The following is a 12,802-nucleotide window of genomic DNA, read 5'->3' on the forward strand; positions in this document are numbered from 1 at the left end:
ACCAATTCGGCGGCTAGAGAATGGCGCCCGAGGTGTACTTCGCCGCCTCCGGGTATCGGCCGACGAGGTCGTCGACCGCCCCGGCGACGCGGTCGACCTGATCGCCCGCCGCGCCGGTGAAGGCCTGCTTGTCGGCCAGCGCCGCGTCGAGCGCGGGCCGGTCGAGCGGCAACCGCGGGTCGGCGGCGAGACGGTCCAGCAGATCCGGTTCCTGCCCCTTCTCCCGCATCGCCAGCGCCACTGTCACCGCATGCTCCTTGATCACCTCGTGCGCCGTCTCGCGGCCCACCCCCGCACGCACCGCCGCGATGAGGATGCGGGTGGTGGCCAGGAACGGCAGGTACCGGTCGAGCTCACGCTGGATCACCGCGGGGTAGGCCCCGAACTCGTCGAGCACGGTCAGGAAGGTCTCGGTCTGCCCGTCGATCGCGAAGAACGCGTCCGGCAGCGCGACCCGGCGCACCACCGAACAGAACACGTCACCCTCGTTCCACTGGGCACCGGCCAGTTCGGCGGCCATCGACGCGTATCCGCGCAGCACCACCTGCAGCCCGTTCACCCGCTCGCAGGACCGGGTGTTCATCTTGTGCGGCATCGCCGATGACCCGACCTGGCCCGGTGCGAAGCCCTCGGTCACGAGTTCGTGGCCCGCCATCAGCCGGATCGTGTGCGCCAGCGACGACGGGCCCGCACCGACCTGCACCAGCGCGGAGATCACGTCGTGGTCGAGGGAGCGCGGGTACACCTGCCCGACGCTGGTGAAGATCTCGCTGAAACCCAGGAACTCGGCGACCCGCCGCTCGAGGTCGGCGAGCCGGGCGGTGTCGCCGTCGAACAGGTCGAGCATGTCCTGCGCGGTGCCCATCGGCCCCTTGACGCCCCGCAACGGATACCGGTCGATCAACTCGCGCAGGCGCGTCAGCGCGACGAGCATCTCCTCGGCCGCGGAGGCGAATCGCTTGCCCAGCGTGGTGGCCTGCGCGGCGACGTTGTGGCTGCGGCCCGCCATCACCAGGTCGCGATAGCTGACGGCGCGCTCGGCCAGCCGGGCCACCACCGCCACACCGTGGGCGTGCACGAGTTCCAGCGATCGCCGGATCTGCAACTGCTCGACGTTCTCGGTGAGGTCCCGGCTGGTCATGCCCTTGTGCACGTGCTCGTGGCCGGCGAGGGCGTTGAACTCCTCGATGCGGGCCTTCACGTCGTGGCGCAGCACCCGCTCGCGCTCCGCGATGGACGTCAGGTCGACCGTCTCGAGCACCCGCTCGTAGTCGGCCACCACGCCGTCGGGCACGTCGACGCCCAGCTCCGCCTGGGCACGCAGCACGGCGAGCCAGAGCCGTCGCTCGGCGACGATCTTGGCCTCGGGCGACCAGATCGCCACCATCTCGTCACTGGCGTACCGATTGGCCAGCACGTTGGGGATCGTCACGAACAGACAGCTTACGACCCGGATAGGGCAGGCTGACCCCATGTACTTCGTCGGACTCGACCTCGCCTGGGGCGAGCGGAACCGGACGGGCGTCGCGGTCGTCGACGCGGACGGCCGGCTGAGGCACATCGGCGCCGCGCAGGACGACGGGAGCATCCTCGCGGCGATCGGTCCCTACGTCGGCGGCGACTGCATCGTCGCGATCGACGCCCCGCTGATCGTGACGAACCCGACGGGCAACCGGCCCTGCGAAGCCGCACTCAACCGCGATTACCGGGCCTTCCAGGCCGGCGCCCACCCGTCCAACACCGCGAAGCCGGAGTTCGCGAACGGCACCCGCGGCGCACGCCTGGCCGCCGCGATGAATCTCGATCTCGATCCGTTCTCCACCGGGCGGCGCCGGGCGCTGGAGGTGTATCCGCATGCCGCGTCGGTGGCGCTGTTCCGCCTCGGCAGAACCCTGAAATACAAGGACAAGCGCGGACGCAAGTTCGAGAAGATGCAGTCGGAACTGCTCAGGCTGATCGCACTCACCGAGGGGCTCGCGAACGCCGACCCCGCGTTGCACGTCGCCGAACACGACGATTGGCAGCGCCTGCGACAGTCGGTGGAGTCCGCCACCCGCAAGAGCGAACTGCGGCGGGCCGAGGACCCGGTCGACGCGGTGCTGTGCGCCTACGTCGGGCTCTACTCGGTGCGCAGGCCCGGTGACGTCACCGTCTACGGCGACGCGGACACCGGCCACATCCTCACCCCCTCGCTGCCTGCAGGACTGGCACCGCAAGCGGCGCAACCGATTCCGGACGTCGTTCGGGCGGCCATCGCGCACTACGAGGCCCGCAGGCCCGGCCTGGTCACCGCCACCGATCACTATCTGAGGCTGGTCACCTCGCTTCTCGACGACGCAGGCATCAACTATCTGAGCGTGACCGCGCGCACCAAGACCGTCGAATCCTTCGCGGCCAAGGCCGAACGTGAGGTCGACGGGCAGCGACTCTTCGGCGACCCGCTGGCCGAGATCACCGACCAGATCGGGCTGCGCGTCATCACGTACCTGCGCGAGGACGTCGACGCCGTCGCCACTCTGCTCACCGACGAGATGCGCCTGCTCGACGACCGCGACATGGGCCTGCAGACGGCGCGGGAGGGCCGGTGGGGTTATGCCAGCAGGCACCTGCTGGTCGGCGTGGAGGGCCAGCAGCAGCCGGCGTCGATCCAGGTTCGCACGGTGCTGCAACACGCGTGGGCCGAGTTCGAGCACGACATCCGTTACAAGGGTTCGATTCCCGCCGAGCACGTTCCGGACCTCGACCGGCGGTTCACGCTGGCGGCCGGTCTGCTCGAACTCGCCGACCGCGAGTTCACCGCGATCCGTGAGCGACTGCGCGTCTCGTTGTCCGACGACGAGATGGCGGCCGAGGAGTCCGGCCAATCCGCCGATCCCCGGATCGCCACCGCGGTGCTGGCGACGTACCTCGGCAACCGGTACGCCGAGGCCGGCTGGTCACGCACCGACCACTACGGCTGGATCTCCGGGCTGCTGCTCGAACTCGGCATCACCTCGCTCGACGAGCTGACCGCGCTCCTCGACGGGGTGGACGCCGAAACGATCGACAAGGCGATGGGTTACCGCTACCCGGCCGGTGCGGTACGCCGACTCGACGACGCGCTGCTGGCGATCTTCCGGGAACGCTATCTGCGACTGCACGGCAACGCCCACCGGGTGGAGCTGTTGCAGAACCGGCTCAAGCGGCTCTCGGGCGGTACGGACTCCTAGTCGGGTGGCTTCCCCAGGTGCGGATCCTTGATGCCGGCGTCGCGGATACCGAGCTGACGGTTGATCAGCATGGTGATGAAGAAGAGCACGACACCGATGGCGACCAGGATCAGGGCCAGAATGTACTGCTGGGTGGGCCTGCCCGAGAACGGCAGCACCAGGTACAGCGACGCCACGAAGCCGACGATCGGCAGCGCCGTCGGGGTCTTGAAGTGCCCACCCGACGCTTGGACATCGCGCCTCAACACCAGCACCGCGACGTTGACCATCGCGAACACCGCGAGCAGCAGCAGCGACGTGGTGCCGCCGAGGATCGAGATCGCGCTGCTGTTGGCGAACGCCGTCACGTAGAAGATCAAGCCGAAGGCGATCAGCGTGGTGAACAGGATCGCCACCCACGGGGTGAGGCGCCGGGGATGCACCGTGCCCAGCACCGGCGGCAGCACGTGCTGGCGGGACATGCCGTAGATCAATCTGCTCGCCATCAGCATGTTGATCAGCGCGGTGTTCGAGACGGCGAACATCGAGATGTACGGCAGGATCGTCTCGATCGGCAGGCCGGGCGCGCCGGCCTTGACGACCTCCACCAGCGGGGTGTCACTCGCCTCCAGCACGCCGACCGGCACCAGCGCGACGGCGACGATCGCCACGACGACGTAGACCACACCGGCGATCGCGAGCCCCGACAGCAACACCTTGGGGAAGATCTTCACCGGGTCCTTGGTCTCCTCGGCCATGTTGACCGAGTCCTCGAAGCCCACCATCGCGAAAAATGCCAGCGAGGTGGCGGTGGTGACGGCCAGGAACACGTTCTTGTCCTGTGCGGTCTCGAAGGCCACCACCCGGGAGAAGTCGACGTCTCCGCCGCCGCCGGTGAAGGCCCACAGTCCGACGAAGATGACCAGCAGCAGGCCGGTGATCTCGATGATCGTCAGGACGACGTTGAGTTTGACGCTCTCACCGACACCGCGCAGGTTCACCATGGCGATCAGGGCCATGAAAAGCAATGCGACGACGACGATCCCGACTTTACCGAGGCTCCACTGGAATGCGTCATCGAGCACGGTGTCGAGGTTCGCCGCGAAGAAGCGGGACGCGGTAGAGGCCGAGGTGATGCCCGAACACATCACCACGAAAGCCACCAGGAAGGTGACGAATTGGATGCCGAAAGCCTTGTGGGCGTAAAGCGCAGCGCCGGCCGCCTGCGGGTACTTGGTCACCAGTTCGAGATAGCTGAACGCGGTCACGGTGGCGATGAGGAAGGCGACGAGGAACGGGACCCACGCGGCGCCACCCACTTCGGCGGCCACGTCACCGGTGAGCGCGTACACGCCGGTGCCGAGGATGTCACCGACGATGAACAGCAACAGCAGGCCTGGGCCCATGACGCGCCGTAACTGCGGTTGCTCCTCGACGGTTTCGGTCTGACTCATGGGCTCCTCCGTGACGGTTGGTGCCCACCATCATGAGTCAGCGGCGACCGCCACGCAGCGTCATCCGGATTATTCGGTCAGTCGATGGGGGCCAGCACGTCGATCACGTCGACCAGGGTGGCCCTCGCCGTCGCACGGGGCCCGTCGCCGTCGCCCACCAGCGCCGCGACCACCGCCCCGTCCACGGCGCACACCAGCGCGGTGAGGAATTCGGATCGCACGGTCCGGCCGGATCGCTCGACCACTTCGACGACGGCATCGGTGCGCTGCTGCAGGATTCGGCGTTGCACATCCCGCAGGGCGGGCTGGCGGGCGCAGGCGATGTAGCGCTCGTACCGCGAGATCAGTTCGTCGGAGCCGAAGGTGCCCGGCGACTCGCCGACGAGCAGATCCACCAGCACCTCTGCGGTCGATTCCGCGCCCCGGCGCCGGCGGGACAGGACGGCGACCCGCTGCTGCAGTTCGTCGGCCTCCCGGAGGCCGACGTGTTCCACAGCCTTGGTGACGAGGTCGTCGAGGGAGGAGAAATAGTAGGTCGTCGACGCCAGCGGCAGGCCCGCCCGGCGCGCCACCGCCCGGTGCCGCACCGCGTCGAAGCCCCCTTCGCACAGCAGGTCCGCGGCGGCGCTGACCAGCGCATACCGTCGCCTCTCTCCCTTGGGAGTGACCGCTGCCGTCACGCCTTGCATGCTGCCAGTCACAGCGGAACGACATCGCGGTTTCGGCCAATCATCAGGCTTTGTTCAGGGAAGTCGGTCGCCGGCCGGCGGGTCCGGCCGCGATGGCATGATGGCCCGCATGCCTGACGTCAGCCGCCGCGCGGTGCTGCGCCTGGGACTGGGCGCGGCCGCCGGCGCGGCAGGCGCCTACGCACTCGGCTCGACGGTGAACACCACGCCGGCCGGTGGGCCGTCGGTGGCCATGACGAGCGCGGGCGCTCCGCTGGCACCGCCGCCCCCGCTGCAGCCGCCGCCCACCGCGGCCCCCACCTACGTCACCGGTTCGTTCGTCTCGGCCGCCCGCGGCGGAGTCGAGACCAACTGGGCGATCGCCCGTCCGCCGGGGCAGTCCGGGCCGCTTCGACCCGTGATCGCGCTGCACGGTAAGGGCGCCGACGCCGCCGAGGTGATGGCGGGCGGCGTGGAACAGGGCCTGGCCCAGGCCGTCGACGCCGGCTTGCCGCCGTTCGCCGTCGTGGCGGTCGATGGCGGCGGGAGTTACTGGCACAAGCGGACTTCCGGTGAGGACTCGGGCGCCATGGTGCTCGACGAGCTGTTACCCATGCTGGGAACGATGGGCCTCGACACCTCGCGGGTCGGCTTCCTCGGGTGGTCGATGGGCGGTTACGGCGCCCTGCTGCTCGGCGCCCGCCTGGGCCCGGCGCGCACGGCGGCGATCTGCGCGGTGAGCCCCGCGCTGTGGACCTCGGCCGGGGCGGCGGCGCCGGGCGCATTCGACGGCGCAGACGATTACTCCGCCAACAGCGTGTGGGGTCTGCCCGCGCTCGCCGACATCCCGATCCGCATCGACTGCGGCGACGGCGACCCGTTCTACGCGGCGACCAAGCAGTTCATCGCGCAGCTGCCGAGCCCGCCCGCGGGCGGCTTCTCGCCGGGCGGACACGACGGTGGGTTCTGGAGCTCGCAGTTGCCCGCCGAGATCGCCTGGATGGCACCGCTGCTCGTCGCCTAGAGCGCGATCCGGCCTTCGGCGGCGGCGAGTCCGATGTCGGTCCGGAAGTGGCTGCCGGGCAGGCGAACCGACTCGATCAGGCGATAGGCCGCGGCGCGGGCGGCCGACAGGTCCTCACCGGTGCCCACCACCGACAGCACCCGACCGCCGGACGAGACGACGGCGCCGTCGTCGCGGCGCGCGGTACCGGCATGCAGCACGCCGTCGGCCTCCGACCCGGTGATCGCGTCGCCGACCCGCGGTCGGCCGGGGTAGTTCTCGGCCGCGAGCACCACCGTCACCGCCGCGCCCTCTTGCCAGCGCAGTTCGCCGAAGCCGGCCAGCTGCCCGGTGGCGGCGGCGCGCAGGAGCTGACCCAGCGGGCTGTCCAGCAGCGCCAGCACCGACTGCGTCTCGGGGTCGCCGAATCGGCAGTTGAACTCGACCACCGCCGGCCCGCGGGACGTGATGGCCAACCCGGCGTACAGCAGCCCGGAGAACGAGCTGCCTCGTCGTACCAGTTCCGCGGCAACGGGTTTGACGATGTCGTCGACGATCTGCGTTGTGACCTCGTCGGGCAGCCACGGCAGCGGCGCGTAGGCGCCCATGCCGCCGGTGTTGGGTCCGCTGTCGTTGTCACCGACGCGCTTGAAGTCCTGTGCGGGCAGCAGGGGTACGACGGTCTCGCCGTCGACGACGCAGAACAGCGACACCTCGGGGCCGTCGAGGAAGGACTCGAGCAGCACCGGATGGCCGGCGTCGAGCAGACCGGCGGCGTGCGCGCGCGCGGCGTCGCGGTCGGCCGTCACCACCACACCCTTGCCGGCGGCCAGTCCGTCGTCCTTGACCACCCACGCCGGATCCCCCGCCGCCGGCCCGAACCGGTCGAGCGCCTCGTCGAGGCGAGCGGGGGTGTCCACGATCTCGCTCGTGGCGGTGCGCACGCCGGCGGCGGTCATCACGTCCTTGGCGAACGACTTCGAGCCCTCGATGCGGGAGGCGTCCTTGGTCGGCCCGAAGCAGTCGATGCCTGCCGCACGCACCGCGTCGGCAACGCCGAGCACCAATGGCACTTCCGGACCCACCACCACCAGGTCGGCGCCGATGCGTTGCGCCAGTTTCGTCACCGCCTCGCCCGAGGTCACGTCGACGTCGTACTGGTCGGCGATGACCGCGGTGCCGGCGTTGCCGGGCGCGACGGCCAGGGTCTCGACCTCCGGGTCGCGACGCAGCGCGAGCAGCAGGGCGTGTTCGCGGGCGCCGGATCCGATCACCAGGACGTGCACAGTCGACAACCCTAACGCGCCCGACCGGGCATACACTTGACAGCAGAGTGTATGGTCGTGGGGAACGTGGCCCGCGTCACACAAGGAGGTATTCGCCGTGACCACCATGGAGAGCCGCTGTCCGTTCGGACCGGGGTACGACTTCACCGACCCCGACGTCCTGCTCAAGGGCATACCGGTCACCGAATTCGCCGAACTGCGCCGTACGGCGCCGGTGTGGTGGAACGAGCAGGCCGAGTCGATCTTCGACGACGGCGGCTACTGGGTGATCAGCAGGCACGAAGACATCAAGTCGATCTCGCGCAACGGCGACCTGTGGTCGACCAACCGCAAGGGCGCGGTGATGCGGCTGCCCGAAGGGGTCACCAGCGAGCAGCTCGACCTGACCAAGGCGCTGCTGATCAACCACGACGCCCCGGAGCACACCCGGCTGCGCAAGATCGTCTCGCGGCTGTTCACGCCGCGGTCGGTCGCCGCGCTGGAGGAGCGGCTCGCGGTGGCAGCCCGCGAGATCGTCAGCGCCGCAAGAGAACGAAACTCCGGCAATTTTGTCGACGACGTCGCGATGCCGCTCCCGCTGCAGGCCATCGCCGACCTGATCGGCGTGCCGGAAGCCGACCGCGAGCGGCTCTTCGGTTGGACGAACTCGATCATGAACACCGACGATCCGGACTTCGACTCGGACCCGACGACCGCCAACGCCGAGTTGATGGGTTACGCCTACACGATGGCCGAGGAGCGCAGGCGCTGCCCGGCCGACGACATCGTCACCCGGCTGATCGAGGCCGACATCGACGGCGAGTCGCTCGGTGACGTCGAGTTCGCGTTCTTCGTGATCCTGCTGGCGGTGGCGGGCAACGAAACCACCCGAAACGCCATGACACACGGCATGAATGCGTTCTTCGAACACCCCGACCAGTGGGAGCTGTTCAAGCGCGAACGGCCGAACACCGCGGTCGACGAGATCGTCCGCTGGGCCACCCCGGTGCACTGCTTCCAGCGCACCGCCCTCACCGACGTCGAGCTCGGCGGCGTGACGATCCGCGAGGGGCAGCGCGCCGGCCTGTTCTACAGCTCGGCCAACTACGACGAGGACGTCTTCGACAACCCCTTCCGCTTCGACATCCTGCGCGACCCGAACCCGCACCTCGGCTTCGGCGGCAACGGCGCACACTTCTGCATCGGCGCGAACCTGGCCCGCATGGAGATCAAGCTGATCTTCAACGAGATCGCCGACCAGATACCGGACATCGCGAAGCTGGCGGAGCCGCAGCGGCTGCGGTCGGGCTGGATAAACGGGGTGAAAGACCTACAGGTCAGCTATCGCGGCTGAGCGCACCGGCTGACGTACCATCGGCCCATGCGCACCCACGGCTGGTCAGGCGCGGCGCCCGCGTCCGACGAGGAGGCCGTCGCGCGCATCCTCGCCGCGGCGGGCAGGGCGATCGACGAGCGCGGCGCCGACATCAGCATCGCCGACGTGGCCCGCACCCTTGGCGTCACGCGGCAGACCGTGTACCGGTACTTCCCCAGCACCGATGCGCTGCTCGTCGAGGCGGCGGTGCACGCGGCCGCCGACTTCCTCGAGCGGCTCGCGACGCACCTGCAGGGCATCACCGATCCGGTCGAGGCGGTCACAGAGGCGATCGCCACCGCACTGGAGTGGCTGCCCAAGGACAAGCACATCGGCCTGCTCGTCACGCCGGGCCGGGCCGACGCCCACAGCGAGTCGGTGACCTCAGACGTCGCCCAGCAATTCGCGAACGCGATGCTGCGCCGGTTCGACGTCGACTGGACCGGCCTGGGCTACACCGACCACGAACTCGACGAACTCGCCGAACACCTGCTGCGGATCATCCAGTCGTTCGTCGTCGACCCCGGCCGGCCGCCCCGCACGGGCGAGGACCTGCGCGCCTATCTGCGCCGCTGGGTGGGCGGCGCGGTCGCGCCGCGCTAGCTTCCGTCGTTGCTCAGACGGCGCCGCGGGCGTCCGCCGATACCCTCGAAATAGTCTGCCCCCCAGGCGTTTCAGTAGTCACGGCACGTCTCGAAATGTCTTCGAGAGCTCACATGAAACACGTCGCCATTCTCTTACTCTTCGAACATACCTTCGAACCATGACGTCCGGCCCGATCCGTGAAGCGCTCACGGCGCTGCGTGCCGCTTACGACGCCCTGGCCGACTGTGACGTCGAAACGCTCACCCGCACCGAAATTCTCGAGGTCCTCGACGAGGTGCAGACGCTCGGCTGCCAGCTCCCGAGCCAGAACCACCGTCTGCTGGCCCGCCTGCAGGCCGAGTCGACACCGCGGGAACTCGGTGCCAAGTCATGGCGTGACGTAATCGCGATCCGGTGGCGCATCTCCACCGAGGAGGCCAACCGCCGGCTCACCGAGGCGGCACTACTGGCGCCCCGGCGTGCCCTCACCGGAGCGCCGCTGCCACCGATGCTCGTCGCGACCGCCACCGCACAGCGACTCGGATTCATCACCCCGGAGCACGTCACGGTGATCCGTCACGCGATGAAGCGCATGCCTGGCTGGGTCGATACCGCCACCCGCGCACGCATCGAAGTCGACTGGGTGCGCCACGCCGTCGGGTCGGGCCCCAAAGAACTCCAGGACCAGACCGCACGGACGCTGTTCCTGCTCGACCAGGATGGGCCCGCCCCGGACGACGAGGAGCGCGCCCGTCGCAGGGGGCTGTCCAAGGGCAGGCAGCAGCACGACGCAATGACCGAGATGAAGGCGAACCTCACCCCCGAAGCCTGGGCCGTGTGGGAGGTCCTGTTCGCGCGATACGCAGCACCCGGCATGTGCAACCCGGCAGACGTCGCCCCGTGCACGTCCGGCACACCGACGCAGGCGCAGATCGACGGCGACACCCGCAGCATCGAGCAACGCCGCCACGACGCCTTCGAGTTCATCGGTCGCACTGCCCTCGACAAGAGCGAACTCGGCCAGCTCAACGGCCTCCCGACCGCGATCATCGTGCGGGCCACGCTGCAGGAGCTGCGCACCCTGGCCGGCATCGGCGTCACCGGTGGCGGCACTGCACTCCCGATTGCCGACGTCCTACGGATGGCAGCGCAGGCCAACGCCACCAACTACCTCGCCGTGTTCGACGACGCCACCGGAGCCACACTCGACCTGTTCAGAACCCGGCGGACTGCCTCGGTGGCGCAACGCTTTGCGCTGATCGCCCGCGACGGTGGCTGCACCAAACCCGGCTGCACGGTGCCCGCCTACGGCGCCCAGGTCCACCACGCAGCGAAGGATTGGACCGCCGGCGGCGACACAAATGTCGACGACCTCGGCCTGGCGTGCGGGCCGGACAATCGCGCGGTCGGCCCCGGCGGTTGGACCACCCTGCTCAACGACCGGCACGAAGTCGAATGGATACCCCCGGCCGGACTCGATACCGGACAGAAGCGCACCAACGACTACCACCACCCCGAGAAACTGCGGCTACCACTCGAGGGGGACGACGCGCGGCCGGCTGCCGAGGACGAACCCGGTAGACCGGAACCACCCGGCAACACAGCGGCCTAGCTACACGACGGTGAGCGGCAGCGACTTTCGCTCCTCGAACTCCCACGTCGCCCCGCCACTGAACTTGGTGACAGCGACCTCGCCCAGCTCCTTCGCGGGAGTGTCGGTCTCGACGAAGCGCACCGTCCAGTCACTCTCGGTGCCGGAGACCTCCGCGCGCAGATGCGGGTCGACCGCCGTGGCGATCGCCTGCAGCGGCTTGTCCGAGACCGGCGACACCAGGGAGATCCAGGACTCGTCCTCGTGGGCTGGCGAGGGTCGCACATGCACGAATCCCGGGTCGATGTCAGCCCACACGTAGGCGGCGGGATTGAGCAACGGGTGCAACTCGAGCACCCGCAGCGCGCCCTTGACGTCACTGGACAGCTTGAGCGCCTTGTGGATTCGTTCGGCCGCGACCCCGGCGATGCCGATCAGCTGTTTGGTGCGGATCGACCGCGCCAGCGCGGCATCGTCCTTCGCCCGGGCCTCGACCGCCAGCTTGAACGAATACACGAGCAGGTGCATCTGCAGGCACACCTCGTCGGCGATCCGCACGAGCGCGGAATGCGAGAACGCGCCGAAGTCGACGTCGGCCAGCAACGGCCCCGAATAGTCCGCCCGGCCCTCGTCATCGCGGTCGATCGGGTCCAGCTCGGTGTGGTGCGCGTGGGTGGCGGCGACGATGTCCATCGCGGGGATGAACGGCACCTCCGGGTAGGACTCGTCGATGATCACCGTCCATCGGCAGTGCGGATGCTGATCGGCGGATGCCCTCGGCGGCCGGTGGATCGGCCGCACCTGAGCCTTGCGGTTGGTGGCCAGCGCGGTGGCGTCGAACGTGGGGTCCTCGATGTCGTGGCACATCCCGTGGACGTAGTCCTCGCCCATCGGCTCGACGTCGAGCAGTGCGCCGCAGTGATTCAGGTAGAACTCGCCGTGCCACCGGTCGTGCACGACGTACCGGAAGTCCATGAACTGCGGCGGCGCACCGATGTCGAGTTGCAGACCCTTGAAGAGGGTGAAGATGTCGACACCCTCGTAATCCAACGCCTTCTGCATCCGCCTGGTGTACAGCGGACTCGACGCCGCCCACTCCTCGATGGCGATCTGCAACATCTCCTCGCGTCCCCATGCGCTGATGCAGTGCGCCATTCCGGACCGGTCGATGAGCTGGCCGATCAACAGCAGCTCGGGCACCAGGACGGCGAGTTCTTCGCGCGACAGCGCGGCGTACCTACTCATCATCGAGCTTGCTTCCCGAGTGCATGTTCAGCGCGGCGTTGACGTTGGCCTTCTTGTCCTCGCCTTTCTCGGCGGACTTCTTGCGCTGCTTGGCCACCTTCGTCACCACACCGTCGAGCTTCGATCCCAGCGGGAAGCCGAGATAGTGGGTGAGGAAGATCGCCATCTCCTTGAGCTCGTCCTCGGTGAGCTCCTCGTTGGCGATCGCGGCGTTGGCCTGTATCTCCGCCAGATCCGAGATGCCAAGGGCCGTCACGACAGTCAGCGTCATGATCCGCTTGTCGCGCATCGACAGTCCCGGACGGGTCCAGATCGTCCCGAACAGGTGGTCGGCGGTCAGCGCGAAGTACTCGCCGGGCATGTCCGGCATCTCCCAGCCGTAGACCTCGTTCATCTTGTCGAGGCCCTTGCGGCGCAGTTCGTCCATG

At 68.8% G+C, this 12,802-nt stretch carries 11 protein-coding genes; 5 read left to right on the top strand and 6 right to left on the bottom strand.

Annotated elements, in window-relative coordinates:
- Positions 1 to 13: 13 nt before the first annotated feature.
- Positions 14 to 1,432, bottom strand: a complete 1,419-nt coding sequence (gene purB / locus H7I41_RS18080) for an adenylosuccinate lyase (protein WP_264013981.1) — start codon at positions 1,430 to 1,432, stop codon at positions 14 to 16.
- A gap of 40 nt (positions 1,433 to 1,472) precedes the next feature.
- Between purB and relZ the strand changes: the two genes are divergently transcribed.
- The gene (gene relZ, locus H7I41_RS18085) at positions 1,473 to 3,209 is read left to right on the top strand and encodes a bifunctional ribonuclease/(p)ppGpp synthase (protein WP_264013982.1); all 1,737 of its coding nucleotides are present in this window, start codon (positions 1,473 to 1,475) and stop codon (positions 3,207 to 3,209) included.
- On the opposite strand, the gene H7I41_RS18090 is transcribed toward relZ, so the two are convergent.
- Together H7I41_RS18090 and H7I41_RS18095 are read right to left on the bottom strand one after the other, a co-directional pair.
- On the bottom strand, positions 3,206 to 4,642 hold the full coding sequence (locus H7I41_RS18090; RefSeq protein ID WP_264013983.1) for an APC family permease: 1,437 nt from the start codon (positions 4,640 to 4,642) through the stop codon (positions 3,206 to 3,208). The genes relZ and H7I41_RS18090 overlap by 4 nt on opposite strands.
- A gap of 77 nt (positions 4,643 to 4,719) precedes the next feature.
- Positions 4,720 to 5,331, bottom strand: a complete 612-nt coding sequence (locus H7I41_RS18095; RefSeq protein ID WP_264013984.1) for a TetR/AcrR family transcriptional regulator — start codon at positions 5,329 to 5,331, stop codon at positions 4,720 to 4,722.
- Between the two features lie 97 nt (positions 5,332 to 5,428).
- Between H7I41_RS18095 and H7I41_RS18100 the strand changes: the two genes are divergently transcribed.
- Positions 5,429 to 6,334 carry an alpha/beta hydrolase gene (locus tag H7I41_RS18100; protein WP_264013985.1) on the top strand — a complete coding sequence of 302 codons (906 nt, stop codon included), beginning with the start codon at positions 5,429 to 5,431 and terminating at the stop codon, positions 6,332 to 6,334.
- Here the strand turns inward: H7I41_RS18100 and purD are convergent.
- Positions 6,331 to 7,599, bottom strand: coding sequence for a phosphoribosylamine--glycine ligase (gene purD, locus H7I41_RS18105; protein WP_264013986.1), 1,269 nt, complete (start codon positions 7,597 to 7,599; stop codon positions 6,331 to 6,333). The genes H7I41_RS18100 and purD overlap by 4 nt on opposite strands.
- Before the next feature lie 106 nt (positions 7,600 to 7,705).
- Here purD and H7I41_RS18110 point away from each other — a divergent pair, with 106 nt between their 5' ends.
- The 3 genes from H7I41_RS18110 (at position 7,706) to H7I41_RS18120 (ending at position 11,150) form a co-directional block, all read left to right on the top strand.
- Positions 7,706 to 8,932: a cytochrome P450 gene (locus H7I41_RS18110; protein WP_264014112.1), complete on the top strand. Its 1,227-nt coding sequence runs from the start codon at positions 7,706 to 7,708 to the stop codon at positions 8,930 to 8,932.
- 27 nt (positions 8,933 to 8,959) lie between these two features.
- Positions 8,960 to 9,556 (top strand): TetR/AcrR family transcriptional regulator, encoded by a 597-nt coding sequence (locus H7I41_RS18115; protein WP_264013987.1) that lies wholly within the window; start codon positions 8,960 to 8,962, stop codon positions 9,554 to 9,556.
- A 160-nt stretch (positions 9,557 to 9,716) separates the two neighbouring features.
- Entirely contained in the window at positions 9,717 to 11,150 is a 1,434-nt protein-coding gene (locus H7I41_RS18120) for an HNH endonuclease signature motif containing protein (protein WP_264013988.1), read from the top strand.
- On the opposite strand, the gene H7I41_RS18125 is transcribed toward H7I41_RS18120, so the two are convergent.
- Positions 11,151 to 12,377, bottom strand: coding sequence for a hypothetical protein (locus H7I41_RS18125; RefSeq protein WP_264013989.1), 1,227 nt, complete (start codon positions 12,375 to 12,377; stop codon positions 11,151 to 11,153).
- Entirely contained in the window at positions 12,367 to 12,801 is a 435-nt protein-coding gene (locus H7I41_RS18130; protein WP_264013990.1) for a carboxymuconolactone decarboxylase family protein, read from the bottom strand. Before H7I41_RS18130 ends, H7I41_RS18125 begins: the two co-directional genes overlap by 11 nt.
- Between the last annotated feature and the right edge of the window lies 1 nt (position 12,802).

The organism is [Mycobacterium] manitobense (genome assembly GCF_025821665.1).
Taxonomy (GTDB): Bacteria; Actinomycetota; Actinomycetes; order Mycobacteriales; family Mycobacteriaceae; genus Mycobacterium; species Mycobacterium arseniciresistens.